Source organism: Jiangella alba (assembly GCF_900106035.1).
In the GTDB taxonomy this organism is placed as follows: Bacteria; Actinomycetota; Actinomycetes; order Jiangellales; family Jiangellaceae; genus Jiangella; species Jiangella alba.
The window spans coordinates 706,021-721,344 of the sequence record NZ_FNUC01000004.1 but is presented as its reverse complement, the minus strand read 5'-3'; the positions used below and the strand labels follow the sequence as shown (position 1 = coordinate 721,344).

At 73.6% G+C, this 15,324-nt stretch carries 14 protein-coding genes; 4 read left to right on the top strand and 10 right to left on the bottom strand.

Translation table 11 applies throughout. From position 1 onward, the window contains the following. Nucleotides 1-32 precede the first annotated feature (32 nt). The 6 genes from BLV02_RS21120 to BLV02_RS21095 are packed head-to-tail and all read right to left on the bottom strand — an operon-like array spanning nucleotide 33 to nucleotide 7,491. Nucleotides 33-2,252, bottom strand: a complete 2,220-nt coding sequence (locus BLV02_RS21120; protein WP_069110001.1) for a glycoside hydrolase family 31 protein — start codon at nucleotides 2,250-2,252, stop codon at nucleotides 33-35. After that, nucleotides 2,249-3,358: a glycoside hydrolase family 15 protein gene (locus BLV02_RS21115; RefSeq protein WP_083288354.1), complete on the bottom strand. Its 1,110-nt coding sequence runs from the start codon at nucleotides 3,356-3,358 to the stop codon at nucleotides 2,249-2,251. Before BLV02_RS21115 ends, BLV02_RS21120 begins: the two co-directional genes overlap by 4 nt. After that, entirely contained in the window at nucleotides 3,355-4,602 is a 1,248-nt protein-coding gene (locus tag BLV02_RS21110; RefSeq protein ID WP_069110272.1) for an ABC transporter substrate-binding protein, read from the bottom strand. Before BLV02_RS21110 ends, BLV02_RS21115 begins: the two co-directional genes overlap by 4 nt. Before the next feature lie 12 nt (nucleotides 4,603-4,614). Beyond that, entirely contained in the window at nucleotides 4,615-5,415 is an 801-nt protein-coding gene (locus tag BLV02_RS21105; RefSeq protein ID WP_069110000.1) for a carbohydrate ABC transporter permease, read from the bottom strand. Further along, entirely contained in the window at nucleotides 5,408-6,271 is an 864-nt protein-coding gene (locus BLV02_RS21100; protein ID WP_069110271.1) for an ABC transporter permease subunit, read from the bottom strand. The genes BLV02_RS21105 and BLV02_RS21100 overlap by 8 nt, the downstream gene beginning before the upstream one ends. 59 nt (nucleotides 6,272-6,330) lie before the next feature. Next, entirely contained in the window at nucleotides 6,331-7,491 is a 1,161-nt protein-coding gene (locus BLV02_RS21095; protein WP_069109999.1) for an ROK family transcriptional regulator, read from the bottom strand. A gap of 178 nt (nucleotides 7,492-7,669) precedes the next feature. Here BLV02_RS21095 and BLV02_RS21090 point away from each other — a divergent pair, with 178 nt between their 5' ends. Further along, nucleotides 7,670-8,074: a hypothetical protein gene (locus tag BLV02_RS21090; protein ID WP_069109998.1), complete on the top strand. Its 405-nt coding sequence runs from the start codon at nucleotides 7,670-7,672 to the stop codon at nucleotides 8,072-8,074. An 18-nt stretch (nucleotides 8,075-8,092) separates the two neighbouring features. Here the strand turns inward: BLV02_RS21090 and BLV02_RS21085 are convergent, their stop codons facing one another. Continuing rightward, nucleotides 8,093-9,820: a DEAD/DEAH box helicase gene (locus tag BLV02_RS21085; RefSeq protein ID WP_425432580.1), complete on the bottom strand. Its 1,728-nt coding sequence runs from the start codon at nucleotides 9,818-9,820 to the stop codon at nucleotides 8,093-8,095. A gap of 77 nt (nucleotides 9,821-9,897) precedes the next feature. On the opposite strand from BLV02_RS21085, the gene BLV02_RS21080 reads away from it, so the two are divergent. After that, nucleotides 9,898-10,398 (top strand): cupin domain-containing protein, encoded by a 501-nt coding sequence (locus tag BLV02_RS21080; RefSeq protein ID WP_069109997.1) that lies wholly within the window; start codon nucleotides 9,898-9,900, stop codon nucleotides 10,396-10,398. Here BLV02_RS21080 and BLV02_RS21075 read toward each other — a convergent pair. From BLV02_RS21075 to BLV02_RS21065, 3 genes are all read right to left on the bottom strand, one after another. Then, nucleotides 10,395-11,474, bottom strand: a complete 1,080-nt coding sequence (locus BLV02_RS21075) for a fatty acid desaturase family protein (RefSeq protein WP_083288351.1) — start codon at nucleotides 11,472-11,474, stop codon at nucleotides 10,395-10,397. The two genes, BLV02_RS21080 and BLV02_RS21075, sit on opposite strands and share 4 nt — an antisense overlap. A gap of 170 nt (nucleotides 11,475-11,644) precedes the next feature. Beyond that, nucleotides 11,645-12,838: a sensor histidine kinase gene (locus BLV02_RS21070; RefSeq protein WP_069109995.1), complete on the bottom strand. Its 1,194-nt coding sequence runs from the start codon at nucleotides 12,836-12,838 to the stop codon at nucleotides 11,645-11,647. Next, complete coding sequence (locus BLV02_RS21065; protein ID WP_069109994.1) at nucleotides 12,835-13,506, bottom strand: response regulator transcription factor; 672 nt, start codon at nucleotides 13,504-13,506, stop codon at nucleotides 12,835-12,837. Before BLV02_RS21065 ends, BLV02_RS21070 begins: the two co-directional genes overlap by 4 nt. Nucleotides 13,507-13,606: 100 nt before the next feature. Here BLV02_RS21065 and BLV02_RS21060 point away from each other — a divergent pair, with 100 nt between their 5' ends. Together BLV02_RS21060 and BLV02_RS21055 are read left to right on the top strand one after the other, a co-directional pair. Next, nucleotides 13,607-14,293, top strand: coding sequence for a GNAT family N-acetyltransferase (locus BLV02_RS21060; protein ID WP_069110269.1), 687 nt, complete (start codon nucleotides 13,607-13,609; stop codon nucleotides 14,291-14,293). Continuing rightward, a complete protein-coding gene (locus BLV02_RS21055; protein WP_074946567.1) occupies nucleotides 14,290-15,270 on the top strand; it encodes a hypothetical protein in 981 nt (326 codons plus the stop codon). Before BLV02_RS21060 ends, BLV02_RS21055 begins: the two co-directional genes overlap by 4 nt. Nucleotides 15,271-15,324: the final 54 nt, after the last annotated feature.

Sequence of the window (15,324 nt, the reverse complement as noted above, 5' to 3'; positions counted from 1 at the left end):
CTGCCGCACGAGGGTGACCCCGGACGACCGAATTACGGGAGGTCCGCGAACGCCGAACGCAGCGACGGCCAGGCCGACGCGCGGCAGTAGACGGGGATCTCGTCGAGCGGCACCGGCCGCGTCACTGTCCGCCCGCCCTCGACCGGCGCACCGGTCCAGACATCCACCCACGAGCCCGCCGGCAGGTACACCTCCCAGGTGGACGAGCCGGCGGACAGCACCGGCGCCACCAGCAGGTCGTCACCCAGCAGGAACTGGCGGTCGACGACCGACCAGGCAGAAGGATCAGCGGGGTGGTCGAAGAACAGCCCGCGCATCAGCGGCGCCCCGCCGGCGACAGCAGAAGCGGCCGACGACGACAGGTACGGCACCAGGCGCTCGCGCAGGTGCGCAAACCGGCGGAACACCGGCAGCACCCGCTCGTCCCCGGTCTGCGCGGCGACGTTCCACGGCGTGCGGTCGCGCAGCGGCAACCGGTGGTGGTTGAACTCCGAGTGGTACTGCATGATCGGCATGAACGCCGACGCCGCCGCGGCGCGCAGGTACAGCTCGGCGTCGGGCACGTCACCGGAGAAGCCGGCGAGGTCCCAGCCCCAGTAGACGATGCCGCACGCGCCCGCGGTCACCCCGGCGACCACGGCCGCGCGGAACCCGGCCCACGTCGAGTCCTCGTCGCCGGCCCAGAACGCGCCGTGCGCCTGCGACCCGGTGAACCCGGCCCGGCTGAACGTCACCGGCGCCTTGCCCGCCGACCGCAGCAGGTCACCGTAGGCCCGCGCGTACTCGACCGGGAACCGGTTGTTCCCCGCGAGCCCCCGGCCGGAGCCGTGCACCAGATCGTGTCCCCACGCGTGCTCGCCGCCGTCGGTCTTGAAGCCGTCGATGCCGAGCTCCTCGACGAGGTACCGGCGCTTCGACGTCCACCACTCGCGCGCCTTCTCCGACGCGAGGTCCGGCATCAGCGCCAGCGGGAACCACCAGCCGCGGTTGCGGTACGGCCGCCCGTCCGACTCGGTGACGACGAACCCGCCGGCCACCGCCGCGCGGACGTCGGCGGCCTGCTGGCCCCGAGGGTGCGGCCGCACCTTCAACAGCGGGATCTGCCACAACAGGACGCGAACGTCCCGCGAGTGCAGCTCCTCCACCATCCCGCGCGGGTCCGGCCAGGCGCCGTCGGCGGGGAAGGTGAAATCGGCCAGCCGGTGCGGCCCGCCGTCCTCGTTCACGTCATAGACCGCGTCGCGGAACGCGGTGAACGTCGACTCGTCGCTCCACGCCTCGATGACCAGCGCGCCGACGGGGATGTCGTGCTGACGGTGCGCGTCCAGCTCCGCCATGACCCGGGCCTGCGTGTCCCACTCGTTGCCGCTGGCCCAGAGCCGGAACACCCAGTCGGGCAGCTCCTCGGGCTGCCCGGCCTCGGCGAGGAAGCCGCGCAGCACATCGGCCGGCGTCCCGGCGAAGACCCCGACGGACAGCGCGTCGGAACCGTCGAGGTCGGCCTCGACGACCAGGCGGTCCGGCGTCGTCGCGCCGACGTCGTACCAGCTGCGGTGGGCCGTCCGGATGTGGAACCCCCACGACGACGACGGGCCGACCACCAGCGCGAACGGCATCGGCAGGTACGTCCGCCCGTGCGCGCCCTGCGCCTTGTACTGCTCGAACACGACGGCGTCGAGGGTGCGGCCGCGCTGGTCGACGGCGTCGTAGCGCTCGCCGAACCCGACGACTCGCTCGTCCGGCTCCAGTCGCAGCGCGAACCGGACCCGCCGCGGCCCCTCCGGGCCGGTCAGCCACTCGACGCTGCCGGGCACCAGCCGGTCGCCCTCGACGTCCAGGGACAGCGACGAGGACGACGACCACGCGCCCGCCGCCACCGGGAACCACCGCGTCCGCCGCGCCGCACCCGACGACAGCGTCGCCACGAACCGGTACCGGTACGTCGTCCCGGCGGCTAGCGGCGGCGTCGTCACCGACCAGTACGACCGGTCCGCCAGCGACCGCGCCTGCGCGGCGGCCAGGTGCCCGCCGTCGGCCTCGCCGTCGCCGGCGAGGGGACCGGCGGACGGCGCCAGCAGCGGCCACGTCTCCACCCCCGACGGGCCGGACCACTCGCAGACGACCGAGACGACCGACGCCGACGCCCGGACCCGCAGCTCGCAGGTCTCGCCGTCGACCGGCAGCGCCGGCACCCGCTGGTCGCCGGTGACGGCGTACGGGTGCTCGGAGCCGAACGGACGGTGCCGGATCATCGGGCCCTCCCCACCAGGCCGAGCTCCGCGGCCAGCGTCAGGTACATGCCGTGCGACCACAGCAGCGGCGTCGCGACGGTGCCCCAGCGGTCGATCCACTCCTGCTCGCGCTCCGGCGCCAGCAGGTGGTGCCCGACCTGCTCCGGCAGCTCGCCCGACGGGGTCGCCTGCGCGGCGACCCACCGCAGCGACGTCCAGGCGTCCTCGACCCGGCCGGCCGCGGCCTGGTTCCAGCCGAGGAACGCCGTCAGCAGCGGCCACTGCCCGCCGCCGTAGAACGTGTCGGCCGCGTACCGGTGCACCCCGCCGTCGACGCACAGCGCGTCCTCGACCGCGGCCACCGTCGCGCGCGCGAGGTCACCGGTGGCCAGCCCGAACGGCGCGACGCAGGCCAGCAGGCTCGCGTCGACATCGGCCGCACCCAGCCACTTCGTCAGGTGACCGTCCACGACGCCCGACGACAGCACCAGCGCATCGATGGCGGCGACGGCGTCAGCCGCGGCCCCGCGCTCGGCCGGCGTGAGCGCCGCGGACAGCGCCGGGTGCGACACAGCCGCCGCGAGCCCGGCCCGGATCGCGCCCAGCGTGGACACGTGCCGGTGGTCGACGTGCTCCTCCCACCAGTCGTAGCAGGGCCGGGCCCAGAACGTCGTGAGGTACCGGACCGCCGTCGCCACGCCGCCGTCCACGCCGTCGACCGGACCGTGCCGGTCGGCGTGCGCGGCCAGCGCCCACAGCCAGGTGCCGTAACCGTCGAGCTGGAAGTCCCACCACGGGTCGTTCCCGACGCCGCCGTCGATCGTGTACCGCGTCGGCAGCATGTCGGCGACGGGGATGCGCTCGCCGACGAGCGCCCGCGCGACCAGCGCGTCGACCTGGTCGGACCGCTTGACCAGCACGTCGGCGCACCAGCGGTGGAACGCCGCCGGGCCGTCGGCGTCGCCGTAGCGGCTGGCGCCCTCGGCGATGAACGCGCCGTCGCGGAACCAGCTGTAGCCGCGGTACGCGCTGAACGTCGGGCTGGCCGGATACGCGCCGGACGGGGCCTGGTGGGTCGCGATGACCCGGTGGCTGGCCTCGGCGAGCGCGCGCAGGTCGTCCGTCACAGCAGCTCGTCCACCCTCGCGGCGGCGTCGGCGACGGCCTGCTCGACGGACTTGCGGCCGGCCGCGGCGTTGCCCAGCTCCTCGGTGACGGCGTCCTGCATCTCCTGCTGGCGGACGATCACCGGCGGCAGCACGGTCGCGTCCAGCGCGTCGAAGACGGCCTGACGGTTCGCCGGCGGGGTCTGCTCGAGGTACGGCGCCAGCTTGTCCTGGTCGGCGATCGGCGGGAGCTCCCAGCCCGCGTTCAGCCGGGTGTCGACGGTGGTGTCGGACGCGGTCAGGAACTCCAGCCAGGCCTGCGCCTCCTCGGGGTGCTCGCTGTTCGCGCTGACCACGACGCCGTTGGTGAACATGGCGCTGGCCTTGTCGGTGTTGCCCGGCTCGACGACGACGTCCCACTCGAACGGGACGTCGGCCAGCGGGCCGAACATCCAGATGCCGCTGTGCCACATGGCCAGCTTGCCGTCACGGAACAGCGTCGAGTCGAAGTCCGGCGTGCCGGCGCCCTCGGCCTCGGTCGGCATGACGGTGCCGGACTTCTCGGCCAGCCAGGTCGCCGCGGCGATGCCCTCGGGGCTGTTGAACGCCGTCGCGCTGCCGTCGTCGGTGAGGAACTGGCCACCGGCCTGCGCCAGCGCCTTGTAGAACTCGTGGAACGTGGCCGGCTGGTAGTCGCCCCAGACGCCGGCCGCGGTGTCCGTCAGTGCCTGGGCCGCGGCCCGCTCGTCCTCCCACGTCCAGTCCGCCGTCGGCTCCGGCACGCCGGCCGCCGCGAACAGGTCCTTGTTGTAGAAGAGGACGACGTCGCTGAACGACTCGGGCAGGCCGACCTGGGCGCCGTCGTGCTGGAACGCCTCCAGCAGCGACGTCGTGTAGGCGTCGCCGTCCACGGAGAGCTCCGCGAGCGCGCCGCTCTCGGCGTAGGTGACGAAGTTCTCGTAGTTCAGCTCGAACGCGTCGGCCTCGGTGCCGCCGGCGACCGCCGTCTGCAGCTTGGTGAAGTAGTCGGCATACGGTGTCGTCTCGACCTGGACGTCGATGCCGGGGTTCTCCTCCTCGAACGCCGTGACGATGGCGTCGAGGTTCGCCTCGTTGCCGCCGTTGGACGAGAACTCGTGGTACCGGACGACGACCTCGCCGTCCTCGCCGCCGTCGGAGCGGGTGGCCGAACCCTGCGAGCAGGCCGACAGTGCCAGCAGCGCGGCCGCCGCGGCCACCGCGCCGAGCCGGATCGGGTGAGTCATGGGGAACTCCATTCACTTGAGCCCGGAGCGGGCCACGCCTTGGATGACGTACGTCTGCGCCGCGAGGTAGAGCACGGCGATCGGGATGATGCTGATGACGGAGCCGGCCATCACCACGTCCCACTCGGTGGTGAACTGGCCGTGCAGGGTGGACAGGCCGAGCGGCAGCGTCATCAGCTCCGGCGAGCGGATGACGACCAGCGGCCACAGGAAGCTGTTCCAGCTCGACATGAACGCGAGGACGGCGAACGTGGCCAGCGCCGGGCGGATCAGCGGCCAGACGACGGAGACGAAGATGCGCAAGTGCCCGGCGCCGTCGATCGTCGCCGCCTCGTCCAGCTCGATCGGGACCTGCGCGACCGCCTGACGCAGCAGGAACACGCCGAACGCCGACGCGATGGACGGCGCCAGCAGCGCGGCGTAGGTGTCGACGAGGTTCAGCTCGCGCATCTCGATGAACAGCGGGACGACGAGCACCTGCATCGGCACCATCAGCGTCGCGAGGTACACGAGGAACAGCGCGTTGCGGCCGGGGAAGTCCAGCCGGGCGAACGCGTAGGCGGCCATCGCGCTGGTGATGAGCTGCAGCAACGTCGACGCGACGGCGATCCACAGGCTGTTCGCCAGGATCCGCCAGAACGGCATCGCGTCCAGCAGCGTGCGGTACGCGTCCAGTCCCGGCTCGTCCGGGATGATGTCCGGGGCGCCCAGCCCGGCCCCCGGCGTGATGGACGTGATCACCGTCCACGCGAACGGGAACAGCATGACGAGCGCGCCGACGGCGACGCCCGCGTACAGCAACGCCCTACGCATACGTCACCCACCTGCGCTGGCCGCGGACCTGGACCACCGTGACCACCAGCACCACCACGAACAGCAGCCACGACAGCGCCGACGCGTCGCCGGCCCGGCCGTACCGGAAGGTGAGGTCGTAGATCTGCTGGACGACGACCTCGGTCGACCCGGCCGGCCCGCCGCCGGTCATCACGTACACCTGGTCGAACACCTGGAAGCCGTTGATCAGCGAGATCACCACCACGAAGAAGGTCGACGGCGACAGCAGCGGCAGCGTCACGTGGCGGAACCGCTGCCACGCGCTGGCGCCGTCGACCCGGGCCGCGTCGTACAGCTCGCCGGGGATCGCCTGCAGCCCGGCCAGCAGGATGATCATGACGAAGCCGAGGTCCTTCCACGCCGACGCGAGGATCACCGACGGCATCGCCCACGTGGGGTCGGTCCACCAGCCGGGACCGTCGATGCCGACCAGCCCGAGCAGGTGGTTGACCAGCCCGTTCGACGGGCTCAGCAGCCAGCGCCAGAGCAGCGCCACGACCACCCAGCTGGTGACGACCGGCAGGAAGTAGGCCGCCCGGAACACGTTGCGGCCTCTGAGCGCGGTGTTGAGGGCGAGGGCGGCCCCGAGGCCGAGGAGGTAGACCAGCGGCAGGTACCCGGCGATGTAGCCGAGCGTGTGCCCGAACGCCGCCCACGTGTCGCCGTCGGCGAGCAGCTCGCGGAAGTTGGCCAGCCCGACGAACTCCATCGGCGTGATGAGGTTCCAGTCGTGCAGCGCCACCCACAGCGAGCTGACCATCGGGACCAGCGTGAACAGCGTCAGCGGGATCAGGCTGGGGGCCAGGAACAGCGCGACGACGCCGGCATAGCGCAGCCGGTTGCCGCCGTGGCGCAGGGTGTTGCGGTGCCGGCGGCGGACCGGTGTCCCCCTGTTCACGGCAGGTCTCCGGAGAGCGCGCCGCCGAGCCGGGCCCGCACCAGCTCGCCCTGACCGCCGGTCGCGCCGGCCGCGTCGTACGGGGTGGCGAGGACGAGCGCGGCCGCGCCCAGCGCCCACGAGGTGTCGTCCCAGGACTCGACGACGACGGGCACGCCGCGGCGCGACGGCATGAGGTGCGCGCGCAGGCTCGGCTCGAACCCCGGCCGCCAGTGCTCCCACGCCCGGGTGCCCTCGCCGAGCACGATGACGACCTCGGGGTCCATGACGTTGATCAGGCCGGCGACGCCGCGGCCGAACAGCTCGCCGGCCGCCGCGAAGATCGTCGCGTCCGGCGCGTCGAGGCCGGCCTCCCGCGCCGCGCGCAGCAGAGCGTCGTGACCGACCGACGCCTCCAGGCAGCCGGTGTTGCCGCACGAGCAGCGCGGGCCGCCGGGCTGGACGGGGAAGTGGCCGAACTCGCCGGCGCCGCCGCCCGCGCCGCGATACACGCTGCCGTCGACGACCAGCCCGGCGCCGACGCCGCGGCCGATCGTCACGACGAGGAAGTTCCGGTGGTCGCGGCCGCGGCCGTACAGCCGCTCGGCGACGGCCAGCGCGTTGACGTCGTTCTCGACGAGGACGGGGACGGGAAGCGCGGCGCGCAGCCGGGCGCCGAGGCCGAGACGGCGCCAGCCCAGCGTGGGCGCGTCGACGGCGCCCGCCTCCTGGTCGTTGACGGAGCCGGGAACGCCGATGCCGATGCCCAGGATGGGCGCATCGTCGCCCGCGGGCGCCTCGACCAGCGGCCGCAGCAGGTCGACCAGCCGGTCCGGCGCGTCGGCCGCCATCGCGTCGAACGGCCACTCCCACGACTGCCGCACCCGGCCGTCGAGCTCGACGTCGACGACGGCGACGTGGTCGGCCGCGACCTTGGCGCCCAGCGCTCGCCCGGCCGAGCCGACCAGCCCCAGCAACACCGCGGGACGGCCGCCGCGGGACGGCCGGTGCTCGACCTCCGCGACCAGGCCGCGGGCCACCAGGTCCTTGACGATCTGGGTCACGGTGGCCGGGCTGACACCCAGCGTGCGGGCGATGTCGGTCCTGCTCAGCGGGCCGGACGTACCCAGCGCGGCCAGCACGGCCGAGCGGGTGAGGTCGCCGCGGGGAACGGGCATCGGCACTTCCTTCGGGACTAAAGTTAGTCATAAAGAAACACCCGCGACATCGCGCTGTCAAGTGGTGTGCGCCACCGACAAGCAAGCGGTCCTTGACAAAATTATTTGTCGGTACGATGCTGGAGGAGTTCCGAGACAGTGCACGAGTGCCGCGTCGCGGCAGAAGCGGAGAACCCCGATGAGCACCAAGACCGTCGCCGAGAAGCTGCTGGTCAAGCCGGGCACGTCGGTGTGGGTGTCGCACCCGGACCGGCACGACCTGCTCGACCCGCTGCCGGCCGGCGTCACCGTCGTCGACGGACCGGCCGAGGCCGGCGTGGCGGTCGTCTTCGCCGACGACGCGGCGTCGGCGCGCAGCGTGCTCACGGCGCACCGCGACACCGTGACGGCGCCGCCGGTGGTCTGGATCGCCTACCCGAAGGGCGGGCGGGCGAACATCAACCGCGACACGCTCTGGCCGATCGCCGTCGAGTTCGGGCTGCGGCCGAACGGGCAGGTCGCCATCGACGACGTGTGGTCGGCGCTGCGGTTCCGGGCGTCGAAGCCCGGTGAGGCGCCGTTCACCGGCGGCGCGAAGAAGTAGTCCGCGCCGCCGGTGCCGTCAGCGTCGTCGCAACGAGGCCGAGAAGGAGTCGGCGGAGGTGGACGTGGCGCCGCCGCGACCTCGCCCGCCCCGCCCGCGGCCGCGCCGGTTGGGCGTCGTGGTCGCCGACGTGCCGGTCTTGGCCGTGGTGACGTTCGACTCGGCCGCGGCGCCGTCCCGGCCCCGCCCCGAGCCGTCGCCCTGGCCGGAACCGCCGCCCCGGCGGCGACGCGGCCGTCCCCGTCCGGCCTGACCGCCGCCCGGTCCGCGGGCCGGCTCGTCCGCCGTAGCGGCCGGTGTCGGCTTCGCGGGCGCGACCAGCGGGGCGGCCGGCCCGGTGAGCTCAGCGATCGCCGGGTGGCCCGGGCCGACCCGGGTGATCGTCGGCGTGATGCCGGCCTGGCGAGTCAGCGTGCGCACGTCGCCGGTCTGGTCGTGCGTCATGACCGTGACGACGCTGCCGCCGGCCCCGGCCCGCGCCGTGCGGCCGGACCGGTGCAGGTACGCCTTGTGCTCGGCCGGCGGGTCGACGTGGACGACCAGGCCGATGTCGTCGACGTGGATGCCGCGGGCGGCGATGTCGGTGGCGACCAGCACGCGCGTCGTCCCCTCGGAGAACGCGGCGAGGTTGCGCTTGCGGGCGTTCTGGCTGAGGTTGCCGTGCAGGTCGACGGCGGGGATGCCGGCCGCGGTGAGCACCTTCGCCAGCTTCTTGGCGCCGTGCTTGGTGCGGGCGAACAGCAGCGTGCGGCCCTGCCCCGACGCCAGTTCGCGCACCACCTGGCCCTTGTCGGCCGTCTCGACCGCGAGGACGTGGTGCGCCATCGTCGAGACCGGCGCGACGGCAGGCGCCGTCGAGTGCAGCACGGGGTTGGTGAGGTAGCGGCGGACCAGCGCGTCGACGCCGTTGTCGAGCGTCGCCGAGAACAGCAGCCGCTGGCCGCCGCGCGGCGTGGCGTCGAGCAGCCGCCGGACCGCGGGGAGGAACCCGAGGTCGGCCATGTGGTCGGCTTCGTCGAGCACCGTCACCTCGACGGCGCCGAGGTCGCAGTGGCCCTGGCCGATGAGGTCTTCCAGCCGCCCGGGGCAGGCGATGAGGAGGTCGACGCCGTTCTTCAGCGCCTTCACCTGCGGCCCCTGCCCGACCCCGCCGAAGACGACGGCGACGCGCAGCCCGGTGGCCGTGGCCAGCGGTGCGACGGTGGCGGCGACCTGGCTGGCCAGCTCGCGGGTCGGGACGAGCACCAGCGCACGCGGACGCCGGGGCTGCCGCGGGGTGCCGGAGGCGATCAGCCGGGCGACCGTGGGCACGGAGAACGCGATGGTCTTGCCCGACCCGGTCTGGCCGCGGCCGAGCACGTCGAGGCCGGCGAGGGTGTCGGGCAGCGTGGCCGCCTGGATCGGGAACGGGCTGGTGACGCCGTCGGCGGCGAGGGCCGCGACGATGGCGGCGGGCACGCCGAGCTCGGCGAACGAGCGGTCGTCGGTGACGGCGACCGGTGCGGCCACGACCGTGGTGTCGGGCGCGACGCGGTTGTGGGTGCCGGCCGGCGCGGCCGGGCGGCGGTTGCGGTTGCGGGGGCGGCGACGAGCGCCGTCGCCCCGCGAGGTGCGGGTGTCGGTGGGCACGGACGTCCTTCCAGGACGTAGAGGGAGTGGCCGGTCACGATGGGGACGCCCGCTCATCGGGAAGCGGGAACCTGCGCCGGCAACGGCGCTACGCACTCGACCTCGGGGACGTGTCATGTCGTCCCGTCGGTGCCTAGTGTGCCTTATCGGATGCCCGGCCACCAACCGGGTTCTGCTGCGATCGGAGGAACGCGATGAGTCTCCCGCCCTATCCGCCCAGCCGCTACGACGGTGCGAACGGCGAGGTGGACGTGCGATTGCGCCGTGTCGACGAGCCGCCGGAGGTGACGTACGCGTCCGGTGTGACGGTCGACTACCTGGCCACCGGCGCCTCCACGGGCGGCGACTTCGGGCTCTACCGGTGGACCTTCGGCCCCGGCCAGTCGGGGCCGGGGCCGCACTTCCACCGCACCATCACCGAGTCGTTCTACGTGCTCACCGGCGCGGTCAGCCTCTACGACGGCACCGGCTGGGTCGAGGCCGGCCCGGGCGACTTCCTGCACGTGCCGCCGGGCGGCGTGCACGGCTTCAAGAACGTCCTCGGCGAGCCGGCGTCGATGCTGCTGATGTTCACGCCGGGCGCGCCGCGCGAGGACTACTTCGAGACGCTGGCCGCGGTGTCGAAGGGGCTGGAGCTCAGCGACGAGGAGCGCGCGGAGTTCTACCTACGCCACGACAACCACTGGGTCGACTAGGTCCGGTATTGGGCCGTGAGGGGACACTCGAACGGGTCGCGCGCCTTCAGGCCGACGTCGTTGAGGTACTGGACGACGATCTTGTAGGAGCCGAGCAGCGACGTCTCGGTGTAGGCCACGCCGTGGCGCTCGCAGAACTCGCGCACGATCGGCTGCGCCTTGCGCAGGTTGGGGCGGGGCATGCTCGGGAACAGGTGGTGCTCGACCTGGTAGTTGAGGCCGCCCATGGCGAGGTCGACGACGGGGCCGCCCTTGATGTTGCGCGACATCAGCGTCTGCCGCCGCAGGAAGTCGATCTTCATGGACGCGGGGACGATCGGCATGCCCTTGTGGTTCGGGGCGAACGCGCCGCCGAGGAGCACGCCGAACAGCCCCATCTGGACGCAGAAGAACGCGATGGCCTTGCCGGGCGGCAGCACGATGAACAGCGCCGCCAGGTAGCCGCCGAGCCGGACGGTGACGAACAGGATCTCGACCCAGCGGTGCTCGAGGCGCTCGCGCCGGGCGATGTTCTGGATGCTGGCCACGTGCAGCGCGAGGCCTTCGAGCAGCAGCAGCGGGAAGAAGAACCAGCCCTGGCGGTTCGCGAACCAGCGCCCGACCGGGCCGCGCACCGCGAGCGCCGCGGGGGAGAACGCGAGGACGCCCGGCGCGATGTCGGGGTCGGCGCCCTCCTTGTTCGGGTTGAGGTGGTGGCGGGTGTGCTTGCGCATCCACCAGCTGTAGCTCAACCCGGTGAACAGGCCCGAGATGATGCGACCGGTCCACTCGTTCCAGCGGTGCGAGGCGAAGATCTGGCGGTGCGAGCCTTCGTGCCCGATGAAGCCGAACTGGGCCAGCACGACGGCGAGGGCCGCGGCGAGCAGCAGCTGGTACCAGGAGTCGCCGAGCATGGCGAAGCCGACCCAGATGCCGGCGAACGCGGCGACGGTGCCGAGCATGAGCGACCAGTAGAACGCGTACCGGCGTTTCAGCAGCCCGGCCGCCTGGATGAGTTTGGACAGCTCGGCGTACGTGCTGACGTGCCGGTCGCGGGCGGTTCCGCGCGCAGCCGGAGTCTCCATGGCCGTGGTCATCAAAGGGGCACCCTTCTGGTGATCGCGGCCGTGCCCGGCCGAGGCGTCACAGCTGTGACGTCGCTGCTGCGATAACGGCTCCGTCGAAATCCAGGTTCCGCAGCCAAGCGCAACCTACCGGGAGATGACGGATCTCTCTACGCATGGGGGGTTCATCCGGAATGCCCGATTCAGGGTGCGGCGGGGAACGTGAGGGTGACGGTGGCGCCGTCGCCGGGGCGTCCGTCGATCGCGAGGGTGCCGTCGTGGGCGTGCACGATCTCGTCCACCAGGGCCAGCCCGAGACCGAGCCGCGGATGGTGCCCGTTGCCGCCGGAGCCGCGGCGGAACCGCTGCGTGAGCTGGGCGGCCAGCTCGGGGTCGAGGCCGTCGCCGTCGTCGATGACGCTGATGCGGACGGTGCCGCCGGACCCGGACAGCCCGAGCGTGATGGTGCCGCCGCGGGCGACGTGGTCCATCGAGTTGTCGACGAGGGCGGCGACGGCCCGGCGCAGCGCGCTCGGCACGCCGGTGACGACGTGCGACTCGGCGGGGTCGCTGTCGACGACGAGGTCGACGCCGGCGTCGTCGGCGGTGGCGGAGAACGAGTCCTTGACCTCCGTCGCGACCCGGGCGAGGTCGACCGGCTGCCGCGACTCGGGACGGAACTGCATCTCCGCCGACAGCAGCAGGTCGTTGACGATGTCGTTGAGCACGCGGGCGTCGTCGACCAGCTGGTCGATCTCCTGCCGCTGGTCGTCGTCGCCGACGGGACGGCGTTGCAGCAGCTGGGCGCGGGTGTGCAGGATCGCCAGCGGGGTGCGCAGCTCGTGGCTGGCCTCGGCGACGAAACGGCGCTGCGACGTCAGCGCGTCACCGAGCGGGCGGACGGCGCGCCGCGCCACCAGCCAGCCCAGTCCGGCCGCGGCCAGCACGCCGACGGCGCCGACCAGGATCGACAGCCGGGCCAGCCGCTCGGTCTCCTCCTGCTGTTCGGTGAAGTTGGTCGCCGCGGCGACGCGGTCGCCGCCGGTCTCTTCGACGTGGGCGAGGAACGGGGTGTCACACACCTCGAACCGGTGCGTGCCGGCCCCTCTCGCGTCGACGGCGGCCCGGACCTCGTCGTCCGAGCAGCCCTCCGGCGTGCCGTCGACGATCGTCTCGCCCGGAGCCGAGTCGGCGAGCTTCGACTGCAGCTTGTGGTCGGTGGCCGAGATCCGCTCCTGCCCGCTGATGGAGTAGACCAGGGCGACGAGCACGCCGATGACCAGCGCGACCGCGACGGCCGTCTGCGCGGCGACGACCAGCGACGCCCGGCGCAGCAGCCGCCGGTCGGCCGGTGCGGACGGCGGACGGTGTGCGGCGCCGCCCCGGCGCGGGCTCACGCGGACCCCATGCGGTAGCCGAGGCCGTGGACGGTGCGGATGACGTCCCGGCCGAGTTTGCGGCGCAGGTAGTAGACGTACGTGTCGACGGCGCCGGGGCTGTCGGCGTCCTGGAACACCAGCCGGCGCAGCTCGTCGCGGGTGAACACCTGCGCCGGGTGGGCGGCGAACAGCTGCAGCAGCTCGTTCTCGCGGCCGGACAGCTCGATCGGCCCGGCCCCGCCGCCGAGCACCCGCCGCGCGGTGACGTCGAGGTAGCGCTCGCCGAGGTCCAGCCGCGTCGACGTGTCGGTGTGCCGGCGCAGCAGCGCGCGCAGCCGGGCCAGCAACTCGTCGATTTCGAACGGCTTGACGACGTAGTCCTCGGCGCCGGCGTCGAGGCCCTCGACCCGGTCCTCGGTGGTGCCGCGCGCCGTCAGCACCAGGATCGGCGTCGCGACGCCCTGCGCGCGCAGCTTGCGGACGAGGTCGACGCCCTCGATGGCGGGCAGCCCGCGGTCGATGACCATGACGGCGTACGGGCTGGTCAGCGCGCGGTGCAGGCCGGCCTGGCCGTCGTGGGCGACGTCGACCGCGTAACCCTCGCCGGTGAACAGCCGGTCCAGCAGCGCCGCCAGCTTGGCGTCGTCCTCGACCAGCAACAACGCCCGGTCCTGGTCGCCTGTCATGCCTCGATGCTCGCACGGGTGCTCTGAGGTTCCTCTGAGATTCCCGCCGAACGATGGATGTCATGGCTGGGTGCTCGGCTCGGCCGCGGAAGGGCTGACGATGAGCGGTGACGACCAGATCGAGATCCGGCCGGCCGGCGAGGACGAGCTGCGGGCCACCGCCGAGCTGCACGTGACGGAGTTGCCGCACGGCCTGTTCCCGCGGCTCGGCGACGGCTTCGTCCGGCGCTGGCACCGCGCGCACCTGGACTCCCCGTACGGCGTCGTGCTGGTCGCGGTGCGGGCCGGCGAGGTCGTGGGGTTCACGCTCGGCAGCACCGACCGGCCGGCCAACGTCGCCTGGATCATCGGCCACCGCCGCCGTGAGCTGGCGCTGGCCGGGCTGCGGGCGCTGCTCGCCCGGCCGGTGCTGGCCGCGGGGTTCGTCCGGTCGCGCGGGCCGCGGTACGCGCAGCGGCTGCTGGGACGGGGTGCGGCGCCGGCCCGGGTGGCCGGGGCGGGTCCCGTCCCGGAGGCGGGCTTCGGCGCGATCGCCGTGCTCGAGGCGATCGTCGTCGCGCCCGAGCACCGGGGCCGGTCCATCGGCACGGAGCTGGCCGACACGTTCCTCTCGACCGTCGCGGCGGCCGGTGTCGAGCGCGTCGAGCTGGTGACGAAGGCGGGCGCCCGCGGCGCGGCCGGGTTCTACGAGCGGTCCGGCTGGCGGCGCGTCGGCGACCACGTCGACCGCGACGGCGACGGGGTGCACACGTACCGGATCGACCCGCGGCTCGTGCGGGCTCGATGACCGGTCGCAGCGTCGGGCGCCGCGGCTTCCTCGTCGCGGCGGCCGGCGTCGTCGCGGCGGCCTGCGGGACGGACGAGCCGTCGCCGCCGCGGGCCGGGCGGTCGCTGCCGCGGCCGGTCCGCAAACAGCCGGAGGGCCCGGCGGTGCCCGTCCTGCCGGCGTCCGTCCCCTGGCAGCCGGGCGCCGCGGAGATCTCGCCGGAGGTCAAGGTGGCGGCGGCGCGGGTGCTGGAGGCGCTCGGCACCGTGCCCGGCGGTGTCGCCGTCACCCCCGCGGCCGGCCGCCTGACCGCAGCGGGCGCCGATCCCGCGCTCGCCGCGACCGCCGGCCCGCTGCTGCCGCCCGCCGCGCCCGCCGTCGCGCACGTCGTCTACCCGCAGTTCGGCGGGCTGGAGAGCAGCACCGCGAGCATCATGGCGGTCGTCCGGCAGACCTGGGCCGACGGCACGACGCTGCGGGAGCGGGTCGTGACGGCGGACGTCCGGCTGCGGCGCTCCGGCCGCGCGTGGACGGTGGCCGAGCTGCGCCCCGTCGCGCCGGCCCCGGACGCGGCCGCCGCCCTGACCGGCCCGGCCGCGGACCTGGCCGGTCGTGTCCAGCTGCCGGAGGCCGCCGTCGCCGACCTCGCCGCCGGTGCCGTCGACGCGCGGGTGGTCGCCGCGCTGCTGGAGCTGGCCGGGACGTACCGGCTGGCGGTCTCGGTGTTCCGGGCCGGCCACCCGGAGAACGTCTTCGGCACCGGCCGCACCAGCAACCACACCCGCGGCCGCGCCGTCGACATCTGGGCCGTCGACGACCGGCCGGTGGTGTCGATGGCGAAGGACGAGCCGTTCCTGCTCGACTTCCTGGCGGCGGTACGGGCCACCGGCAGCGACGAGATCGGCGGCCCGGTCGACCCGGACGGCCCTGGCGGCAACCACTTCGCCGACGACCTGCACCGCGACCACGTCCATCTGGGCTTCGAACGCGCCGCCTGACGCAGTGATCGTTGACGACGGTCCGCCTCCCCTGCTTTACTAGTTTCATAGGAA

What these genes read in the sequence shown, in the direction of transcription:
- BLV02_RS21120 (WP_069110001.1), bottom strand. Translation starts at nt 2,252, where the DNA reads ATGATCCGGCACCGTCCGTTCGGCTCCGAGCACCCGTACGCCGTCACC.
- BLV02_RS21105 (WP_069110000.1), bottom strand. Translation starts at nt 5,415, where the DNA reads ATGCGTAGGGCGTTGCTGTACGCGGGCGTCGCCGTCGGCGCGCTCGTC.
- BLV02_RS21085 (WP_425432580.1), bottom strand. Translation starts at nt 9,820, where the DNA reads ATGACACGTCCCCGAGGTCGAGTGCGTAGCGCCGTTGCCGGCGCAGGT.
- BLV02_RS21090 (WP_069109998.1), top strand. Translation starts at nt 7,670, where the DNA reads ATGAGCACCAAGACCGTCGCCGAGAAGCTGCTGGTCAAGCCGGGCACG.
- BLV02_RS21110 (WP_069110272.1), bottom strand. Translation starts at nt 4,602, where the DNA reads ATGACTCACCCGATCCGGCTCGGCGCGGTGGCCGCGGCGGCCGCGCTG.
- BLV02_RS21065 (WP_069109994.1), bottom strand. Translation starts at nt 13,506, where the DNA reads ATGACAGGCGACCAGGACCGGGCGTTGTTGCTGGTCGAGGACGACGCC.
- BLV02_RS21080 (WP_069109997.1), top strand. Translation starts at nt 9,898, where the DNA reads ATGAGTCTCCCGCCCTATCCGCCCAGCCGCTACGACGGTGCGAACGGC.
- BLV02_RS21055 (WP_074946567.1), top strand. Translation starts at nt 14,290, where the DNA reads ATGACCGGTCGCAGCGTCGGGCGCCGCGGCTTCCTCGTCGCGGCGGCC.
- BLV02_RS21095 (WP_069109999.1), bottom strand. Translation starts at nt 7,491, where the DNA reads ATGCCCGTTCCCCGCGGCGACCTCACCCGCTCGGCCGTGCTGGCCGCG.
- BLV02_RS21075 (WP_083288351.1), bottom strand. Translation starts at nt 11,474, where the DNA reads ATGACCACGGCCATGGAGACTCCGGCTGCGCGCGGAACCGCCCGCGAC.
- BLV02_RS21060 (WP_069110269.1), top strand. Translation starts at nt 13,607, where the DNA reads ATGAGCGGTGACGACCAGATCGAGATCCGGCCGGCCGGCGAGGACGAG.